This is a genomic window from Streptomyces sp. NPDC057428, from assembly GCF_042803195.1.
Lineage (GTDB): Bacteria > Actinomycetota > Actinomycetes > Streptomycetales > Streptomycetaceae > Streptomyces.
The window spans coordinates 1-19,531 of sequence record NZ_JBHVCT010000008.1 but is presented as its reverse complement, the minus strand read 5'-3'; the positions used below and the strand labels follow the sequence as shown (position 1 = coordinate 19,531).

At 71.1% G+C, this 19,531-nt stretch carries 15 protein-coding genes and 1 riboswitch; of the genes, 12 read left to right on the top strand and 3 right to left on the bottom strand.

Going from position 1 to position 19,531, the window contains the following annotated elements; all coding sequences use genetic code 11:
- Positions 1-184 precede the first annotated feature (184 nt).
- Complete coding sequence (locus tag ACFU5K_RS05190; protein ID WP_384057032.1) at positions 185-1,192, top strand: LacI family DNA-binding transcriptional regulator; 1,008 nt, start codon at positions 185-187, stop codon at positions 1,190-1,192.
- A 181-nt stretch (positions 1,193-1,373) separates the two neighbouring features.
- Here ACFU5K_RS05190 and ACFU5K_RS05185 read toward each other — a convergent pair whose 3' ends face one another.
- Positions 1,374-2,825, bottom strand: coding sequence for a citrate/2-methylcitrate synthase (locus ACFU5K_RS05185; RefSeq protein ID WP_384057030.1), 1,452 nt, complete (start codon positions 2,823-2,825; stop codon positions 1,374-1,376).
- Between the two features lie 146 nt (positions 2,826-2,971).
- On the opposite strand from ACFU5K_RS05185, the gene ACFU5K_RS05180 reads away from it, so the two are divergent.
- Together ACFU5K_RS05180 and ACFU5K_RS05175 are read left to right on the top strand one after the other, a co-directional pair.
- On the top strand, positions 2,972-4,135 hold the full coding sequence (locus ACFU5K_RS05180) for a citrate/2-methylcitrate synthase (protein ID WP_384057027.1): 1,164 nt from the start codon (positions 2,972-2,974) through the stop codon (positions 4,133-4,135).
- A gap of 20 nt (positions 4,136-4,155) precedes the next feature.
- Positions 4,156-5,322, top strand: coding sequence for a CobW family GTP-binding protein (locus ACFU5K_RS05175; protein WP_384057024.1), 1,167 nt, complete (start codon positions 4,156-4,158; stop codon positions 5,320-5,322).
- Between the two features lie 30 nt (positions 5,323-5,352).
- Here ACFU5K_RS05175 and ACFU5K_RS05170 read toward each other — a convergent pair whose 3' ends face one another.
- Positions 5,353-7,803, bottom strand: coding sequence for a DNA topoisomerase (ATP-hydrolyzing) subunit A (locus ACFU5K_RS05170; RefSeq protein ID WP_384057021.1), 2,451 nt, complete (start codon positions 7,801-7,803; stop codon positions 5,353-5,355).
- Positions 7,804-8,049: 246 nt separating this feature from the next.
- Between ACFU5K_RS05170 and ACFU5K_RS05165 the strand changes: the two genes are divergently transcribed.
- From ACFU5K_RS05165 to ACFU5K_RS05150, 4 genes are all read left to right on the top strand, one after another.
- Positions 8,050-9,402: a M16 family metallopeptidase gene (locus ACFU5K_RS05165; protein WP_384057019.1), complete on the top strand. Its 1,353-nt coding sequence runs from the start codon at positions 8,050-8,052 to the stop codon at positions 9,400-9,402.
- Between the two features lie 26 nt (positions 9,403-9,428).
- Positions 9,429-10,811: a M16 family metallopeptidase gene (locus ACFU5K_RS05160; RefSeq protein WP_384057231.1), complete on the top strand. Its 1,383-nt coding sequence runs from the start codon at positions 9,429-9,431 to the stop codon at positions 10,809-10,811.
- Positions 10,812-11,000: 189 nt separating this feature from the next.
- Positions 11,001-11,168: riboswitch (cyclic di-AMP (ydaO/yuaA leader) on the top strand.
- A 12-nt stretch (positions 11,169-11,180) separates the two neighbouring features.
- Entirely contained in the window at positions 11,181-11,942 is a 762-nt protein-coding gene (locus tag ACFU5K_RS05155) for a M23 family metallopeptidase (RefSeq protein ID WP_384057016.1), read from the top strand.
- 208 nt (positions 11,943-12,150) lie between these two features.
- Positions 12,151-12,855, top strand: a complete 705-nt coding sequence (locus tag ACFU5K_RS05150; RefSeq protein ID WP_384057013.1) for a GntR family transcriptional regulator — start codon at positions 12,151-12,153, stop codon at positions 12,853-12,855.
- A gap of 169 nt (positions 12,856-13,024) precedes the next feature.
- Here the strand turns inward: ACFU5K_RS05150 and ACFU5K_RS05145 are convergent, their stop codons facing one another.
- Positions 13,025-13,306: an HPr family phosphocarrier protein gene (locus ACFU5K_RS05145; RefSeq protein ID WP_384057010.1), complete on the bottom strand. Its 282-nt coding sequence runs from the start codon at positions 13,304-13,306 to the stop codon at positions 13,025-13,027.
- A 164-nt stretch (positions 13,307-13,470) separates the two neighbouring features.
- On the opposite strand from ACFU5K_RS05145, the gene ACFU5K_RS05140 reads away from it, so the two are divergent.
- The 5 genes from ACFU5K_RS05140 to ACFU5K_RS05120 all read left to right on the top strand — a co-directional run bounded on the left by ACFU5K_RS05140 (position 13,471) and on the right by ACFU5K_RS05120 (position 19,476).
- Positions 13,471-16,359: a GNAT family N-acetyltransferase gene (locus ACFU5K_RS05140; protein WP_384057007.1), complete on the top strand. Its 2,889-nt coding sequence runs from the start codon at positions 13,471-13,473 to the stop codon at positions 16,357-16,359.
- A gap of 60 nt (positions 16,360-16,419) precedes the next feature.
- Entirely contained in the window at positions 16,420-17,016 is a 597-nt protein-coding gene (locus ACFU5K_RS05135; RefSeq protein ID WP_384057004.1) for a DUF5998 family protein, read from the top strand.
- Positions 17,016-18,203, top strand: a complete 1,188-nt coding sequence (locus tag ACFU5K_RS05130; RefSeq protein WP_384057001.1) for an alkaline phosphatase family protein — start codon at positions 17,016-17,018, stop codon at positions 18,201-18,203. The genes ACFU5K_RS05135 and ACFU5K_RS05130 overlap by 1 nt, the downstream gene beginning before the upstream one ends.
- A gap of 64 nt (positions 18,204-18,267) precedes the next feature.
- The gene (locus ACFU5K_RS05125) at positions 18,268-18,918 is read left to right on the top strand and encodes a thymidine kinase (protein WP_384056998.1); all 651 of its coding nucleotides are present in this window, start codon (positions 18,268-18,270) and stop codon (positions 18,916-18,918) included.
- 114 nt (positions 18,919-19,032) lie between these two features.
- Positions 19,033-19,476 (top strand): SRPBCC family protein, encoded by a 444-nt coding sequence (locus ACFU5K_RS05120; protein ID WP_384056995.1) that lies wholly within the window; start codon positions 19,033-19,035, stop codon positions 19,474-19,476.
- Positions 19,477-19,531 lie beyond the last annotated feature (55 nt).

Genomic DNA, 19,531 nt, shown 5'->3' with positions numbered 1-19,531 from the left:
CGTCGATCCACGCGGGGGAGGGCGGGGCGTCTCGGTGGGGAATCGGGGTCTTGCCCCCGTCCCCGGTGGTACGCCGGAACAGCCCTTGGCGGAGCCCTTGCCTTCGTGGGCCCCGTCTGTGAGCGTTCTGCGTGCATCCGACTCAACGCAATCTGTTTGCGCTTCTTGCGCTAATCTTGCGTTCATGACGCGACGACTTGCTCAGGTTGCCAAGAAAGTAGGAGTCAGCGAGGCCACGGTCAGCCGCGTGCTGAACGGCAAGCCGGGCGTTTCCGACGCCACACGGCAGGCCGTCCTCTCCGCCCTCGACGTCCTCGGATACGAACGTCCCACGCAGCTGCGCGGCGAGCGGGCACGACTGGTCGGACTGGTCCTGCCGGAACTGCAGAACCCCATCTTTCCGGCCTTCGCCGAAGTGGTCGGTGGCGCGCTGGCCCAGCAGGGGCTGACCCCGGTGCTCTGCACGCAGACCAAGGGGGGCGTCTCCGAGGCCGACTACGTCGAGCTGCTGCTCCAGCAACAGGTGTCCGGGGTCGTGTTCGCGGGCGGACTCTACGCCCAGGCCGATGCCCCCCATGATCACTACAAGGTGCTCGCCGACCGCAAGATCCCGGTCGTCCTGATCAACGCCGCCATAGCCCGTCTCGGCTTTCCCGCGGTCTCCTGCGACGACTCGGTGGCCGTCGAGCAGGCCTGGCGCCACCTCGTCTCCCTGGGACACGAGAAGATCGGGTTCGTCCTCGGCCCGGCCGACCACGTGCCCTCCCAGCGAAAGCTGGCCGCCGCCCGAGCGCTGGCCGAGCAGTCCGGGGTCACGGTGCCGGACGAATGGGTGGCACGGGCCATGTTCTCGCTCGAGGGCGGCCAGGCCGCGGCGATGCGGCTCCTCGACCAGGGCGTCACCGGCATCATCTGCGCCAGCGACCCGCTCGCTCTCGGGGCGGTGCGCGCCGCGCGTCGCCGCGGACTGTCCGTCCCCGCGGACGTCTCCGTCGTCGGCTACGACGACTCGGCGTTCATGAACTGCACCGAGCCGCCCCTGACCACGGTGCGGCAGCCGATCGAAGCCATGGGGCGGGCGGCCGTCGAGTTGCTCTCGGTACAGATCGCCGGGCGGACGGTGCCGTCCGACGAGCTCCTGTTCGAACCGGAACTGGTGGTCCGCGGCTCCACGGCCCGCCCGCCCCGGTAGCGCACGGGAGAGAATTTCCGTCGGCTGTAGCTAATTTGCGGCGGAGACACCATGCGGCCCCGGATGGTTCCCCCTGAGGCACGCTCCCCGTCGGCCTCTGTGGCCGCCGCATTCCCGGAGTCCCGCTGGTCCACCGCCCGCCCCACCGCCGGTCACCCGGCAGCCCGGTGTCGCGCCGCGCCTACCGGGCCCCCGGTGCGGGCGTCGGCAGCGGCAGCGGCCGGGGAGGGCGTGGCCCGCGGTACTGCCCGCTGGGCCGTATCCGCAGCGGGCGCTCCGCGTACTCCTCCATGGCGTGGGCGATCCAGCCGACTGTGCGGGACACCGCGAACACCGTCTCGCCCGCCTCCCCTGCCATGCCGCAGGAGACCGAGAGTACGGCGAGTGCCAGGTCGATATTGGCGTGCAGGGAGGTGTGGCGGGCGGTGGTGGCGACGACGTCGCGGGCGGCCGTGAGCGCGGGTTCCGCCTGCGGTACGTCCTCCAGCAGGGTGAACAGCAGCCGCGCCCGTGGGTCCTCAGCCGTGTAGAGCCTGTGGCCCAGCCCCGGGATCCGGCGGCCCGCCCGCAGATGGTCGGCGACCACCGGCGCGGCACTGCCCCGTTCCACCACCTCGGCCAGCATGCGGTGGGCCGGCCCGCTCGCGGCGCCATGCAGGGGCCCCTCGAGGACGCCGAGGCCCGCGGAGACCACGGCGTACGGGTGCGCGTGGGTCGACGCGGCGACCCGTGCGGCCAGGGTCGAAGCCGCGAGATCGTGATCGGCCAGAAGCGCGAGAGCGGTGTCCAGCACCTCCAGTGATGCCGCGTCCACGGGCCGGGCCGAGAGCTTCGGCCACAACGAACGGGCCAGCGAATCACCCGCAGCGCCGTGCCCGCCCGCATGGCCCTCCCCGTCTTCCGGCGGATCGGCCGCGTGTCCCGGGCCGCCGGAGACCGGACCTGGCCCCGCGGCATCCGGCAGAGCCCCGACCAGGGTGGGGATCAGGTTGCGCGCGCAATCGAGGACCCCTCGGGCCGAGAGGTCGAACCGCAGGGGGTCGGCGGCCGACGCTGCGGCGACCGCCACGCGCAGCCGGTCCGTGGAACTGCTGTGCCGGGGCAGCGCGGCAGCCGTACGCCGGGCGGCGGCCAGGGAGTCGGGCGCAGCGGTGAAGCGGATGCCCGGGCGCAGTTCCCCGGTCCAGATCCACTCGGCGACCTCCTCGAAGCCGTGACCGCGAGCGAGCTCCGTCGCGTCGACGCCTCGGAAGAAGTAGCGATCCGGCTCGATGAGCGTGAGGCCGGTACGGAAGACCAGATCGCCGGCGGCTGCCGTGGCGGGATCCCTGCGCCCGGTCCGACGTGCCAATGCCTCCACCTGTGCGGCGTCGAGCGTGCTGCCGCGCCCGCCGGGGGTGCGACTGCTGGTGAGCTGTCCGCGGCTCACGTAGGCGTAGACGGTCTCGGGCTTCACCCCCAGCAGATCCGCCGCCTCCCGGGTGGTGAGCCTGCGGCCCCGGCTTGTCCCTCCGGCGTCCGTGACATCGGTGGTCGCTCCGGCGTCGGACCCATCGGACGCCTTCGCGGCCTCCGGGCCCTCATCGGCCTCCCGTTCCTCCGTGGCAGGTCGTCGGGCGGGCTCGTATGTCATGACGCCACCGTACCCAGATCCATGCCCCATCCATATCAGGCAGGTGTGATTCATCATAAGCATTGATTCAATCAATATTGACGCCCTACCCATCAACCTTAGACAGTGGAATCAATGTCCGCCTGGGCAAAGGAAAGAGTCGCGCCATGCCTGCCACACGTACGGAAATCGCCCCGCTCGACGTGCCCCGGGGGCTCGCCGGTGTGATCGTCACCGACACCGCCCTCGGCGACGTACGGGGCCGCGAGGGCTTCTACCACTACCGGCACTACTCCGCGATCGAACTGACGCGGACCCGTAGTTTCGAGGATGTCTGGTACCTGATGTTCCACGGGGAACTGCCCGGCCGGGGCGCCGGCGACGAATTCGCCGCGCGTACCGTCGGCCTGCGCCGCCTGCCCGTGGAAGTGCGGGAGGCGCTGCCGTCCATCGCCCGCGCCGGAGCGGTCTCCGGCCCGCTCGCCGGACTCCGTACCGCGCTCTCACTCTTCGGCGCGACCGCCGGTTTCCGTCCGGTGTACGACATCGGCGCGGACCGCCGCCGGGACGACGCGCTCGCCGTCTGTGCCGTGGTCCCCACCGTGCTGACCGCTCTGTACCGCCTCGGCCTCGGCCTCGAGCCGGTCGAGCCCCGCGACGACCTCCCCTTCTCGGCGAACTACCTGTACATGCTCACCGGCGAGGAGCCGGACACCGCACGGGCCTCCGCCGTCGAGCGCTACCTCATCTCCACGATCGACCACGGCTTCAACGCCTCCACGTTCACCGCGAGGGTGATCGCCTCCACCGGTGCCGACGTCGCCGCGTGCCTGGTCGGAGCGGTGGGCGCGCTCTCCGGACCGCTGCACGGCGGCGCGCCCAGTCGGGCGCTGGACACACTTGACGCCATCGGCAGCCCCGACCGTATTGACGGATGGATCCGGGAACGGGTCCTCGCGGGGGAGCGCATCATGGGGTTCGGGCACCCCGTCTACCGCACCGAGGACCCGCGTTCACGCATGCTGCGTTCGATCGCGCAGGGGTTCGGCGGACCGCTGGCCGACTTCGCGGTCGAGGTCGAGCGGCGGGTCGAGGCAATTCTCGCCGAGCTCAAGCCCGGGCGTGAGCTGCACACCAACGTGGAGTTCTACGCCGGTGTGGTCATGGAACTGTGCGGGCTTCCCCGCGAGCTGTTCACCCCCACCTTCTGCGCCGCGCGCATGGTCGGCTGGAGCGCAAATATCCTGGAGCAGGCGCAGGACCCGAAGATCATCCGTCCGGCGGCCCGCTACGTCGGAACCCCGCCGCCGCGCCCCGTACCGGCGCTCTGACCGATCAGGAAGGCACCCCGTTGACCCCGCCCCACGCCCCGCAGATCCCGGTCGTCGTCCTGGCGGGGTTCCTCGGCTCAGGAAAGACGACGCTGCTCAACCACCTGCTCCGCAACAGGTCGGGCAACCGGATCGGGGTGGTGGTCAACGACTTCGGGTCCATCGAGATCGACGCCATGACCGTCGCGGGCCAGGTCGGCTCCACGGTCTCCCTGGGCAACGGCTGTCTGTGCTGCGCGGTCGACGCGAGTGAACTCGACGGCTTCCTGGAGACGCTCACCCGGCCGAGCGCCCGGCTCGACGTGATCGTGATCGAGGCCAGCGGCCTCGCCGAGCCCCAGGAGCTCGTGCGGATGCTGCTGGCGAGCGACAATCCACGCATCAGGTACGGGGGACTGGTCGAGGTGGTCGACGCCGCCGAATTCCCCGCGACCAGGGAGCGTCACCCCGAGCTCGACCGCCACCTCGCCGTCGCCGACCTGATCGTCCTGAACAAGACCGACCGGGTCACGGACGCGGAGCTGAGTGCGGTGTGGGACGTCGTCGCCGCGGCCGGCGGCAAGGCAGCGGTGATCAGCGCCGCTTACGGGAGAATCGACCCGGAGCTCCTCTTCGACCCCGCCCTCGGGCCGGACGAGGACGACATCGCGCGGCAGCTGACCTTCGAGGATCTGCTCCCCGAGGCGGACCGCACGCACGAAGGCCATCCGCACGCGACGTACGAGAGCGTCTCCTTCACCACCGAACTCCCGCTCAGCCCGCGCAGGTTCATGGAGTTCCTCGACTCCAGGCCGGCCGGCCTCTACCGCATCAAGGGTTTCGCCGACTTCGGCGCCGGCGACCGGCACAACCGCTACGCGCTGCATGCCGTCGGCAGCTTCCTGCGCTTCGTACCGCAGCCGTGGGCCCGGCAGGAGCCCCGGCGGACCCAGCTGGTGCTGATCGGGTCCGGCATCGATGCCGAGGCGCTCCACAAGCAGCTCGAGGAGTGCCGCGAGGAACAGAACGCGGCCGACGGGCGGCAGCGGGACGCAAGGGCGACCCACGAGCTGCGGGACGCCGCGGTCACCGACGAGCCGCAGGCCGACGCTACCCAGGTGCTGCAGGACACCCCGGCCGCCGACGAGCTGGAACGCAGCATGTGGGGCGTCCTGCGATACGTACGGCAGCTGGACGACGGGGCCTGATCCTTCCCGGCCCCGCCGTCCGGCGGTGTCCTACAGCGGCCCGGCGATCACCGCGACGGGGCTCGTCGACGGTGTTCCCGAGCCGTCACGGCGCGGATCCGGGGCAGGCAGCTCGGCCGGTGTGCCGTTCTTCTGCGCCGCCCGCGCCGGCGTCCCGCCCGCCCAGGCGAACACCAGGACGTCCTCCCCCTTGAGGAAGCGCTGGCAGCGCACCCCGCCGGTGGCCCTGCCCTTGCGCGGATACTGATCGAACGGGGTGAGCTTCCAGGTCCGTTCCGAGTCGTCCAGCGTGCCGTGCGACCCCGCGACCGTGAACACCACGGCGTCCTCCGAGGGATCGACCGCGGCGAACGACAGGACCGATGAGCCCGCCGCGATCTTGATGCCCGCCATGCCGCCGGCCGCCCGCCCCTGCGGACGCACCTGAGCCGCCGGGTAGCGCAGCAACTGCGCGTCGGAGGTGATGAAGACCAGGTCCTCCTCACCCGTACGCAGCTGGGAGGCGCCGACGATCCGGTCCCCGTCCCTCAGCGAGATGACCTCCAACTCGTCCTTGTTGGCGGGGTAGTCGGGCACCACTCGCTTCACGACCCCTTGCAGGGTGCCGATGGCCAGACCCGGCGACTCCTCGTCCAGGGTGGTGAGGCAGATCAGAGTCTCGTCCGCCTCCAGCGTGAGGAACTCCGAGATCTGCGCCCCGCCGGATAGGTTCGGAGCCGCGTGCGTGTCCGGCAACTGCGGCAGGTCGATCACCGAGAGGCGCAGCAGCCGGCCACCGGACGTCACCGCCCCCACGTCGCCGCGTGCCGTCGCGCGGACTGCCGAGACGATCACGTCGTGCTTCGCCCTCCTCGCGTCCTCGGCCTGGACGATCGGTCCGGCGTTGGCCGTACGGGCCAGCAGGCCGGTCGAGGACAGGAGTACCTGGCAGGGGTCGTCGGCGACCTCCAGCGGCACCGAGGCGACCTGCGAACCCGACGACTCCAGCAGGACGGTGCGCCGGTCCGTGCCGAACTTCTTTGCCACTGCGGCCAGTTCGGTGGAGACGAGCTTGCGCAGCTCGGCGTCCGACTCCAGGATCGCGGTCAGCTCGGCGATCTCCTGGTTCAGACGGTCGCGCTCGGTCTCCAGCTCGATCCGGTCGAAGCGGGTGAGCCGGCGCAGTGGGGTGTCCAGGATGTACTGGGTCTGGATCTCGCTCAGCGAGAAGCGCTCCATCAGGCGCTCCTTCGCCTGTCCCGAGTTGTCGCTGTCCCTGATGAGGCGGATGACCTCGTCGATGTCGAGCAGAGCGACGAGGAGGCCCTCGACCAGGTGGAGCCGGTTGCGGCGCTTGGTCCTGCGGAACTCGCTGCGTCGGCGCACCACGTCGAAGCGGTGGTCGAGGTAGACCTCCAGGAGCTCCTTGAGCCCCAGGGTGAGCGGCTGCCCGTCGACGAGTGCGACGTTGTTGATGCCGAAGGACTCCTCCATCGGCGTCAGCTTGTAGAGCTGCTCCAGCACGGCCTCGGGCACGAAGCCGTTCTTGACCTCGATCACCAGACGCAGCCCGTGCGCACGGTCCGTGAGGTCCTTGACGTCGGCGATGCCCTGGAGCTTCTTCGAGCCGACCAGGTCCTTGATCTTGGCGATCACCTTCTCCGGGCCTACGGTGAAGGGCAGTTCGGTGACCACGAGGCCCTTGCGGCGCGCCGTGACGTTCTCTATGGCGACCGTGGCGCGGATCTTGAACGTGCCGCGCCCGGAGGCGTACGCGTCCTTGATGCCGCCGAGGCCGACGATTCTGCCACCGGTCGGCAGGTCGGGTCCGGGGACGAAACGCATCAGCGTCTCGAGGTCGGCGCCGGGGTGCCGGATCAGGTGGCGCGCGGCGGCGACGACCTCGCCGAGGTTGTGCGGGGGCATGTTGGTGGCCATGCCGACCGCGATCCCCGAAGCGCCGTTGACCAGGAGGTTCGGGTACGCCGCCGGGAGGACGACCGGCTCCCGCTCCTGGCCGTCGTAGTTCGACTGGAAGTCGACGGTGTCCTCGTCGATCGACTCCGTCATCAGCGACGTGGCGTCGGCCATACGGCACTCGGTGTACCGCATGGCGGCCGGTGGGTCGTCGTTGCCCAGGGAGCCGAAGTTGCCGTGCCCGTCGACGAGGGGCAGGCGCATCGAGAACGGCTGTGCCATGCGCACCAGTGCGTCATAGATCGACGCGTCGCCGTGCGGGTGCAGTTTGCCCATCACCTCGCCGACGACCCGTGCGCACTTCACGTACCCACGGTCGGGGCGCAGTCCCATCTCGTTCATCTGGGACACGATGCGGCGGTGCACGGGCTTCATGCCGTCCCGGGCATCCGGCAGAGCCCGGGAGTAGATCACCGAGTACGCGTACTCGAGGAAGGAGCCCTGCATTTCGTCGACGACGTCGATATCGAGGATCTTCTCCTCGAAGTCGTCCGGCGGCGGGGTTTTGGTGCTGCGGCGGGCCATCGCGGCTGCGACTCCTTCACAGATTCTGTTGGGCAACCTCAGGTTCTGACGCCGACCATTGTGGACCGCCGCACCGACAACCCCGACCTCGACCCGTCCGAAGCGGTCTCCAGGGCCCCGTGGAGCGTGTCTTCACGGCAGCATCCACGACAACATTCACCCGGCGGGAACTTCGCCAGGTGCCCGTGCGCTTGCTTACAGTGGCAGGTCCGGCAGGAAAATCCTGTACCGATCGAAGGGACGTACATGCCCATGGGTCACACGGCCACAGCCCAGGCCGGTTCCGGCGGCTTGACGGCGACCGAGCACCGGCTGGCCAACGGGCTGCGCGTGGTGCTCTCCGAGGACCATCTGACCCCGGTCGCCGCTGTCTGCCTCTGGTACGACGTCGGCTCACGCCACGAGGTCGAGGGCCGCACCGGACTCGCTCACCTCTTCGAGCACCTGATGTTCCAGGGCTCGGGCCAGGTCAAGGGGAACGGGCACTTCGAGCTGGTGCAGGGAGCCGGCGGTTCCCTGAACGGCACCACCAGCTTCGAGCGCACCAACTACTTCGAGACGATGCCCACGCACCAGCTGGAGCTGGCCCTGTGGCTCGAGGCCGACCGGATGGGCTCACTGCTCGCCGCGCTCGACGAGGAGTCCATGGAGAACCAGCGGGACGTGGTGAAGAACGAGCGCCGCCAGCGTTACGACAACGTCCCCTACGGCACGGCGTTCGAGAAGCTCACCGCGCTCGCCTACCCGGAGGGCCACCCGTACCACCACACGCCGATCGGGTCGATGGCCGACCTGGACGCGGCGACGCTGGAAGACGCGCAGGAGTTCTTCCGGACGTACTACGCGCCGAACAACGCCGTGCTCTCCGTGGTCGGGGACATCGACCCGGAGCAGACGCTCGCCTGGATCGAGAAGTACTTCGGATCCATCCCCTCCCACGACGGCAAGCAGCCGCCGCGTGACGGCACGCTGCCGGACGTCATTGGCGAGCAGCTGCGCGAGGTGGTCCACGAGGAGGTGCCGGCCCGTGCGCTGATGGCGGCCTACCGTCTGCCGCACGACGGCACCCGCGAGTGCGACGCCGCGGACCTCGCCCTGACCGTGCTCGGCGGCGGCGAGTCGTCCCGCCTGCACAACCGTCTGGTGCGGCGCGACCGCACGGCGGTGGCCGCGGGATTCGGGCTGCTCCGGCTCTCCGGCGCGCCCTCGCTGGGCTGGCTGGACGTCAAGACGTCCGGTGGCGTGGAGGTCCCGCAGATCGAGGAGGCGGTCGACGAGGAGCTGGCCCGCTTCGCCGAGGATGGCCCCACTCCGGAGGAAATGGAACGCGCGCAGGCGCAGTTGGAGCGCGAGTGGCTGGACCGTCTCGGCACGGTCTCGGGCCGGGCCGACGAACTGTGCAGGTACGCCGTCCTGTTCGGTGACCCGCAGCTGGCCCTGACCGCGGTCGGCCGTGTGCTCGACGTGACCGCCGAGGAGGTCAAGGCCGCCGCCCGGGCGCATCTGCGGCCCGACAACCGTGCCGTCCTGGTCTACGAGCCCGTCGAACCGGCGGACGAGACGGACGGCACCGACGCGCACGAGGGGGCCGACAAGTGAGCGACGCCGCCGTGACTGGAGTAGCGATGGACTACCACCCGCAGCCGACAGCCGGCGAGGCCAGGCCCTGGGCCTTCCCCGCGCCCGAGCGGGACGCCCTGCCCAACGGCCTGACCGTGTTGCGCTGCCACCGCCCCGGCCAGCAGGTCGTCGCCGTGGAGATCTTCCTGGACGCACCGCTGGACGCCGAGCCCGAGGGCCTCGACGGTGTGGCCACGATCATGGCCCGCGCGCTGTCCGAAGGTACGGACAAGCACTCCGCGGAGGAGTTCGCCGCCGAACTGGAGCGCTGTGGCGCCACACTCGACGCCCACGCCGACCACCCGGGCCTCCGTGTCTCCCTGGAGGTTCCGGTCTCCCGGCTGGCCAAGGCGCTCGGTCTGGTCGCCGAGGCACTGAGGGCCCCGGCCTTCGCGGAGAGCGAGATCGAGCGGCTGGTGGGCAACCGGCTCGACGAGATCCCCCACGAGCAGGCCAACCCCGCCCGGCGGGCCGCGAAGCAGCTCTCCAAGGAGCTCTTCCCGGCGACGGTCCGGATGTCGCGTCCGCGCCAGGGCACCGAGGAGACGGTACGGCGCATCGACGCCCCGGCCGTCCGCGCCTTCTACGACGCCCACGTCCGCCCTTCCACCGCGACCGCGGTGATCGTCGGCGACCTCACCGGCATCGACCTGGACGCGCTGCTCGCCGAGACCGTCGGTGACTGGTCCGGAAATTCGGTCCCGGCACGCCCGGTACCCCCGATCACCGCGGACGACACCGGCCGTGTGGTCATCGTGGACCGTCCCGGGGCGGTGCAGACCCAGCTCCTCATCGGGCGGATCGGCGCCGACCGGCACGACAGCGTGTGGCCCGCACAGGTCCTCGGCACGTACTGCCTCGGGGGCACCCTCACCTCCCGGCTGGACCGCGTGCTCCGCGAGGAGAAGGGCTACACCTACGGCGTCAGGGCCTTCGGCCAGGTTCTGCGGTCGACGGCTCCCGGATCGTCGTCCGGACCCACCGGCGCGGCGATGCTCGCCATCAGCGGTTCGGTGGACACGGAGTCGACGGGGCCGGCGCTCGACGACCTGTGGAAGGTCCTGCGCACCCTGGCGGCCGAGGGGCTCACCGACGCCGAGCGCGAGACCGCCGTGCAGAACCTCGTGGGCGTCGCCCCGCTGAAGTACGAGACGGCGGCCTCCGTCGCGGGGACCCTGGCCGACCAGGTGGAGCAGCACCTCCCGGACGACTACCAGGCCACGCTGTACGCACGCCTGGCCGAGACGGGCACGGTCGAGGCGACCGCCGCGGTGGTCAGCGCCTTCCCGGTCGACCGCCTGGTCACCGTCCTGGTCGGGGACGCCGCGCAGATCGCGGACCCCGTCCGGGCGCTGGGCATCGGCGAGGTGTCGGTCGTCAGCGGCTGACGGAACGGCACATTCAGGGCCCCGGCGGACACTCTGCCGGGGCCCTGCATTTTGTCTGATTTGTCAAAGGAAGTGCACGTTGATCCTGTGGGATGTCCGACAAAAGACCCTTTCTGTTTGGTGAGCGCCATCGGCCCGTCCTAGCGTCGTCCCGGCTGTCCGTCGGACCCGAGCCGCGACCGCGGCGCCGGACAGCCATCGCCGAGTCCCCGTCAGGCGCGAGCCTGGGGAGCCGGGGACCCATGTCCCTGGGGTGAATCGGATCCCTGCGTCTCGCGCGAGACGATGAGGGGTCCGTAGGAGACCTTCCTGCTCCGAACCCGTCAGCTAACCCGGTAGGCGAGAAGGAAGGAAAGGACCAGCCACTTCATGGCGTTCATCCGTGCCACCGGGAAGCACCGTGCCCCGAGCCGCCTGACGCGCAGGAGCGCCCGGGTCGCCGGTATCGCGGCCCTGGCCACCACCGGTGTCATCGGTGCCACAGCCTCCCCGGCGCTCGCAGCGGACTCCGAGGCAACCTCGGCCGGCACCGGTCTCACCCAGACCGTCGCCCTCGACGTGAGCCTCGCCGCGCAGATCGAGGCCCAGGCCAAGGCCCAGCAGCACCAGGCCGACGTCGCCGCGAAGGCGAAGGCCGAGGCCAAGCGGAAGGCGGAGGCCCGCGCCAAGAAGGTCCGCGAGGAGAAGGCCCGTGCCGCACGCGCAGCCGAGCGCGCCCGCCTCAACGCCTTCCGCCTCCCGGTCGCCGGTTCGCACGTCACCACCGGCTACAAGTCCGGCGGTGCGCTCTGGTCCTCCGGCACCCACTCCGGCGTGGACTTCCAGGCCGCTTCCGGCACCTCCGTCGTCGCGGTCGGCGCCGGCACGGTCGTCGAGGCCGGCTGGGGCGGTGCCTACGGCAACAACATCGTGCTCAGGATGAAGGACGGCACGTACACCCAGTACGGCCACCTCTCCTCGATCGGCGTCTCGGTCGGGCAGAGCGTCGACGCGGGGCAGCGGATCGGCCTCTCCGGATCGACCGGCAACTCCACGGGACCGCACCTGCACTTCGAGGCCCGCTCGACCCCCGAGTACGGCTCGGACATGGATCCCGTCGCCTACCTCCGCGCGCACGGCGTCCAGGTCTGACCTCGGATCCGCCCGCACGTACCGCTCCGACGAAGGCCCCGGCATCGCGCCGGGGCCTTCGCCGTACCCCGGCTCGCGGAACCGCCTTCCGGCCAAAAGATATCCAAGGATTCCACCCCGCCATCGGAAATTCCGGCCGGTTGCAATAGAGTCACAGAACAGGCGTCGATCGGCCGCGTTTCGCGGAGATTAAGGCGGAGGTTCGGACATGCGCATTCCCGCGCATTCGGTATGCACGGCAATCCGTGACGACATCGTCTCCGGTGTCTTCGAGCGCGGCAGCCGCCTCACCGAGGAGGTGCTCGCGCGTCGCTACGGCGTCTCGCGCGTCCCGGTGCGCGAGGCGCTGCGCACCCTGGAGTCCGAGGGGTTCGTCGTCACCCGCCGGCACGCCGGCGCCTGCGTCGCCGAACCCACGGAACAGGAGGCGGCCGACCTGCTGGAGATCCGGATGCTGCTGGAGCCGCTGGGCGCCGCGCGTGCGGCCCAGCGCCGTACCGATGCGCACCTGAAGGTGCTCCGGGGCCTGGTCAGGCTGGGGCAGGAAAGGGTGCGACGGGGCGAGGGGGAGGATCTGCGCTCGCTCGGCGGCTGGTTCCACGAGACGCTCGCGCAGGCCTCGGGCAGCCCCGCGCTGATCGCGCTGCTCACGCAGCTGAGGTACAAGATCGCCTGGATGTACGCCGTCGAGCAGCCGGTCAGGCCCGCGGAGTCCTGGGCCGAACACGGTGCTCTCGTGGACGCCGTGGCGCGCGGTGACGCGGAACGGGCCAGGGTGCTGGCCGTCCAGCACGCCGAGCGCGTCACCGCTGCCCACCGGCTGCGCCGCACGGACCGGCCCGCCCACGAGGCGGGCGTGACCCGGGTGAGGACTTCGCAACACCACGTAAACATCGCGGGAGCCCGCCATTAACAAATGCGCCGTATACAAGGAAGATAATGATCGGGCGGCTTTCTTTCTGCTGCCCTGATCCGTTTTCCCGAGGCCTTTTCCCGTAGGTGCGGACACAGAAAAGCCGCGGCCCCCGCTGGGGTGGCCGCGGCTTTTCCGCAGAAACAATTCCGGATAGGAGCAACCCGGGTCAGACGGTCTCCGGGAGCTCATCGAGTCCCTCGGCGACCAGCTTCGCCAGGCGGTCCAGTGCGGCCTCGGCGTTGTCCGCGTCGGACGCGAGCACGACCTCCTCGCCGCCCTGCGCACCGAGACCGAGCACCGCGAGCATGGAGGCGGCGTTGACGGGACTGCCGTCCGCCTTGGCGATCGTCACGGGGACGCCGGAGGCCGTGGCGGCACGGACGAAGATGGAAGCGGGGCGGGCGTGCAGGCCCTCGGCCCAACCGACGTTGACGCGGCGCTCAGCCATGGTTCTGCCCTTCACGTGTCGACGAGTTGTCTAGACCAGTCTCTCATGTGGTGCGCCCTGCTGTGCCCGGCCCCGGAACAGGCCTGGCGCCCGCCCGCAGGCTCACTCAGCGTGCCCCTGCCGGGAACCCGCCGCGACCGGTGCGGCGGCCGTAGGCTTTGCCCATGGAGCCCACCCCGGAGCAGAGGCCGCATCACGCGTACCCCGACCACTGGGAGGCCGACGTGGTGCTCCGCGACGGTGGCACCGCCTGCATCCGGCCCATCACCACGGACGATGCCGAGCGGCTGGTCAGCTTCTACGAGCAGGTCTCCGACGAATCGAAGTACTACCGCTTCTTCGCCCCGTACCCCCGCCTCTCCGCCCGTGATGTGCACCGCTTCACCCATCACGACTACGTCGACCGGGTGGGACTGGCCGTCACGATCGGCGGTGACTTCATCGCCACCGTCCGCTTCGACCGGATCGACGAGCAGGGCCGGCCCGCCTCCGCTCCCGCGGACGAGGCCGAGGTCGCCTTCCTCGTCCAGGACGCCCACCAGGGCCGCGGCGTGGCGTCGGCGCTCCTGGAGCACATCGCGGCAGTGGCCCGGGAACGTGGCATCCGGCGCTTCGCCGCTGAGGTGCTGCCCGCCAACAACAAGATGATCAAGGTGTTCCGGGATGCCGGATTCACCCAGCAGCGCAGCTTCGAGGACGGCGCCGTCCATCTCACCCTCGACCTGGAACCCACGGCCGAGTCCCTCGCCGTCCAGCGCGCGCGTGAGCAGAGGGCCGAAGCGCGTTCCGTCCAGCGCCTGCTGGCACCCGGTTCCGTAGTGGTGGTCGGCGTCGGCCGCGCGGAGGGCGGGGTGGGTCGTACGGTCCTGCGCAATCTCCTCGGTTCGGGCTTCACCGGGCGCACCTACGCGGTGAACACCTCCTTCGCCGCCGATGCGGCCACCGTCGACGGCGTCCCCGCGCACCGCTCGGTGGGCGAGATCGGCCGGCCCGTCGACCTCGCGGTCGTGGCAGTCCCCGCCGACCGGGTGCCGGACGCCGTCGCCGACTGCGGTGAGCACGGGGTCCAGGGCGTCGTCGTCCTCTCCGCGGGTTACGGCGAGCGCGGCGCCGAAGGGCGCGAACGCCAACGCGAACTGGTGCGCCAGGCACGGTCGTACGGGATGCGGATCATCGGGCCGAACGCGTTCGGCATCATCAACACCTCCGACGCCGTCCGCCTCAACGCCTCCCTCGCCCCCGAGTCGCCCGAGGCCGGGCGCATCGGGCTCTTCACGCAGTCCGGCGCCATCGGCATCGCGCTCCTGTCCGGTCTCCACCGGCGCGGGGCCGGGCTGTCGTCGTTCATCTCCGCGGGCAACCGGGCCGACCTCTCCGGCAACGACTTCCTGCAGTACTGGTTCGAGGACCAGGACACCGACGTCGCCCTCCTCTACCTCGAATCACTGGGCAATCCGCGCAAGTTCACCCGGCTCGCCCGCCGGACCGCCGCCGTGAAGCCGGTGGTGGTGGTCAAGGGCGCCCGGCACAGCGGCACCAACCCGCCGGGGCACGCCGTGCCCGTCAGCCGTATCCCCGACGCGACGGTCTCCGCGCTGATGAGCCAGGCCGGTGTGATCCGGGTCGACACGGTGACCGAGATGATCGACGTGGGCCTGCTCCTCGCCGGCCAGCCCCTGCCGGACGGCCCCCGGGTCGCGATCCTGGGCAACTCCGAGTCGCTCGGCCTGCTGACGTACGACGCGTGCCTGGCGGAGGGACTGCGTCCGCGCCCGCCCCGCGACCTCACCACGGCCGCGGGCCCGCAGGACTACCGGGACGCCCTCGCGGAAGCCCTGGCGGACCGGACCTGCGACGGTGTGATCGTGAACGCCATCCCCTGGGTGGGGGAGAACGGCGAGGCGCAGACCGGCGAGGGGGAGGTCCTCGGGGCCGCTCTGCGCGAGGCGGCGGCCGACGGCCCGGCCAAGCCGGTGGCCGTCGTACACGTGGAGATGGGCGGCCTGGCCCAGGCGCTCGCCGCCGCGGCCGGCACGGCGGCTCCGTCCGCGCCCCGGCCGTCCGGCGCCCCGGTGACCGGGCCCCGGGCCGCCGCGCCGGACACGGGCGGTCGCCGCGACGGGGCACCCGCGGCGCCCGGAACGGCTGCCGACGGTGACCGGCACACACCCCGTACCGGACGGATCCCCGCCTACCCCGCGGCCGAACGAGCCGTACGCGCCCTCGCCGAGGCCGTGAAGTACGCGCAGTGGCGGCGTCAGGCCGCATCACCCGGCAAGGTGCCCGAGTTCCTCGACGACACCATCGACGCACCGGGCGCCGCCGGGCTCATCGACGCGCTCCTGGGCGCCGGCCCCGACCCGCGCGGACGCCCCCTCACCCACGACGAGTCCCACGAGCTCCTCGCCCGCTACGGGATCACCGTGCGGCCCGCGCTTCCCGCGCTCGACGCCGAGGCCGCGGTCGCCGCCGCCGGGGAACTGGGCTACCCGGTCGCTCTCAAGACCACCGCACCCCATCTGCGCCACCGCGCCGACCTGGGAGGCGTCCGGCTCGACCTCGTCGACGAGGATGCCCTGCGCCGCGCGTACGACGAGCTGACCGACCTGCTCGGCACGCCCGCCGAACTCCGCCCCGTCGTCCAGGCCATGGCACCCCGGGGCGTCGACACCGTCGTACGGGCCTCGATCGACGCGGCCGCCGGAGCCGTCCTCTCCTTCGGCCTGGCCGGCGCACCCTCCGAGCTGCTGGGCGACACCGCCCACCGGCTCGTGCCCGTCACCGATCGCGACGCCGCCGAACTCATCCGGTCCATCAAGGCGGCGCCGGTGCTGTTCGGCTGGCGAGGCTCCGCACCTGCCGACACCGCGGCGCTCGAAGAGCTCCTGCTGCGGGTGTCGCGGCTGGTCGACGACCACCCCGAGGTGGTCTCGGTCGCCCTGGAACCGGTCGTCGTCGCCACGCAGGGCCTGAGCGTGCTCGGGGCGAGCGTCCGTCTCGCCCCGCCCCCCGCCCGGAGCGACATCGGACCCCGGCGGCTGCCCAGCTACTGACCCGGGCGGGCCCGTGCACGGCGTCCTCGGCAGCCACCTGCCCCCCGTAGGATGGTCCGCATGGCAAAGACCGGTACGACGACCCAGGGGCTGCGCACGGCGATCGAGCGCAGCGGCTACTACCCGGCCCTCGTGGCCGAGGCGGTGGAGGCCGCCGTCGGAGGGGAGCCGGTCGCGTCCTACCTGGTGCACCAGGAGACCACCTTCGACTCCAACGAGGTCCGCCGCCACGTCACGGTGCTCGTCCTGACGGACACCCGCTTCATCGTCAGCCACACCGACGAACAGGCCGCGGACGACAGTTCCCCGACGCCGTACGCCACGACGTCGACCGAGTCCGTCAAGCTCGACAGGATCTCGTCCGTCGTGGTGAGCCGCGTCGTCGCCGACCCCGAGAAGTACGTGCCCGGAACCCTGCCGCGCGAGGTCGTCCTCACCATCGGCTGGGGCGCCGTCTCCCGTATCGATCTGGAGCCCGCCGCCTGCGGCGACCCCAACTGCGAGGCCGACCACGGCTACACGGGCAGTTCCACCGCCGACGACCTGAGCCTGCGCGTCAGCGAGGCCGGCGACGGCCCGGACACCGTGCGCCAGACCCTGGCCTTCGCGCAGGCCCTCTCCGAGGCCACGGCCGTGACCGCGGCGACCGGCCGCTGATGGTCCAGCCTGCCTGGCAGGATCCCGTCCTGCTCGCTCCCGAGTCGGCTCCGGCACCGGAGTACGGCAGCGGTTCGCTCGCCGACCTGCTGCCCACCCTCGCCGCCGGACAGGGTGTACCCGGCTTCGAGGCGTCGATCCCGGAGCTCACCCCGGCCGACCGCAACTGCGTCTTCCTGATCGACGGCCTCGGCTGGGAGCAGATCAAGGCCCACCCGGACGAAGCGCCCTTCCTGCACTCCCTGCTCCCCACCTCCCGCGGCGGCACCGGCCGGCCCATCACGGCGGGCTTCCCGTCCACCACGGCGACCTCGCTCGCCTCCGTCGGTACGGGCCTGCCCCCCGGGGAGCACGGCCTTCCCGGCTACACGGTGCGCAATCCGGAGACCGGCGCGCTGATGAACCAGCTCCGCTGGAAGCCCTGGACCGCCCCCAAGGTATGGCAGCCGCACCCCACCGTCTTCCAGCTCGCCGACGCCGCGGGTGTGCGTACGGCGCAGGTCTCCGCCCCCGACTTCGAGCAGACCCCCCTGACCAAGGTCGCGCTCAGCGGCGGTTCCTTCCTCGGCCGGCTCACCGGCGAGGACCGCATGGACCTCGCCGCCGAGCGGCTCGCGGCGGGCGACAGATCGCTCGTCTACACGTACTACAGCGAGGTCGACGGCCAGGGGCACCGCTTCGGTGTCGACTCGGACGCCTGGCGTGGCCAGCTGATGTACGTGGACGGGCTCGCCCGGCGGCTCGCCGAGCAGCTCCCGCCGCGCTCGGCGCTCTACATCACGGCCGACCACGGCATGATCGACATCCCGTTCGACGAACAGTCCCGGATCGACTTCGACGAGGACTGGGAACTCGGCGCGGGGGTCGCCCTGCTGGGCGGCGAGGGCCGTGCACGCCACGTGTACGCGGTGCCCGGCGCCGAGACCGACGTGCTCACCGTGTGGCGCGAGGTGCTCGGCGAGCAGTTCTGGGTGGCGAGCCGGGACGAGGCCGTCGCCGCGGGCTGGTTCGGCCCCCGGATCGACGAGCGTGTGTACGGCAGGATCGGCGACGTGGTGGCCGCCGCCCACGACGACGTGGTGATCACCGCTTCGGTCAACGAACCCCACGAGTCGGTGATGGTGGGGATGCACGGATCGCTGACCCCCGTAGAACAGTTGGTCCCGCTCCTCGAAGTACGCTCGTAAGCCCCGTTTCCGCACTCCCCACCCGTTTTCCGCACTGCACACCCCGAAAGGCGCGCACCCCCTCATGCCCGAGCTTGTGTTCTTCTCCGGAACGATGGACTGCGGGAAGAGCACCCTGGCCCTCCAGATCAGTCACAACAGGTCGGCCCGCGGGCTGCAGGGAGTGATCTTCACCCGGGACGACCGGGCGGGGGAGGGGAAGCTCTCCTCGCGACTCGGCCTGGTGACGGAAGCCGTCGAGGCGGCACCGGGCATGGACCTGTACGGCTATCTCGTGGGGCGGATGTCGAAGGGCGACAAGGTCGACCACGTGATCGTGGACGAGGCGCAGTTCATGGCTCCCGAGCAGATCGACCAACTGGCGCGGGTCGTGGACGACCTGGGCCTGGACGTCTTCGCCTTCGGGATCACCACGGATTTCCGCACGAAGCTCTTCCCCGGCTCGCAGCGCCTGATCGAGTTGGCGGACCGGATAGAGACACTCCAGGTCGAGGCCATGTGCTGGTGCGGCGCCCGCGCCACTCACAACGCCAGGACCGTGGACGGGGCCATGGTCGTCGAGGGCGAGCAGGTGGTCGTAGGCGACGTCGACCGGCCGGCCGGAGAGGTCGGCTACGAGGTGCTCTGCCGCCGCCACCACCGCCGCCGCATGACGAGCGCCGCCGCCCACGCGGGTGCGCTCTCGCCGGACGTCCTGCCGGTCAACCACGGCTGAGAACCTCCGTACGTGGTAGGGCCGAAGCCGGGAGGGCCGAGGGTCACGCGTGAGGCGACGACGATCGGGTACTCGGGAGCGGAAGCCGCAATCGAGTCCCAAAAGGGTGATGACATGTCCTCCTCCCTCGTCGAAACCGTCGACATCAAGGCGCCGGTCGCCGTTACCTGGGCTCTGTGGAGCGATGTGACGCAGTGGCCGAAGTTCCTGAGCCACGTACAGCGGGTCGACCCGATGGACGAGCGCCGTTTCTCCTGGCAGCTGTCCCTGCCGGGCGCCGACAAGGGCTTCGTCGCGGAACTCACCGAGGTCGTCCCGCAGGACCGGATCGCCTGGAAGACGATCGAGGGTGTGCACCACGCCGGAGTGGTCACCTTCCACCGGATCGACGACCACTCCAGCCGGGTGGCCCTGCAGATCGAGTACGACCCCAAGGGGTTCGTGGAGCACCTGGGTGCCCTGACCAATCTGGACTCGGCCCTGGCCAACTACGACCTGGGTGAGTTCCAGAAGCTCGCCGAGGCCACGGCGGCGGGAGACGGCCCCCGGGGCCTGTGACCCGACGCTCCCCGGACGCGAACCGCCCGTGCGCACCCAGGAGGCGGGCCCGGGC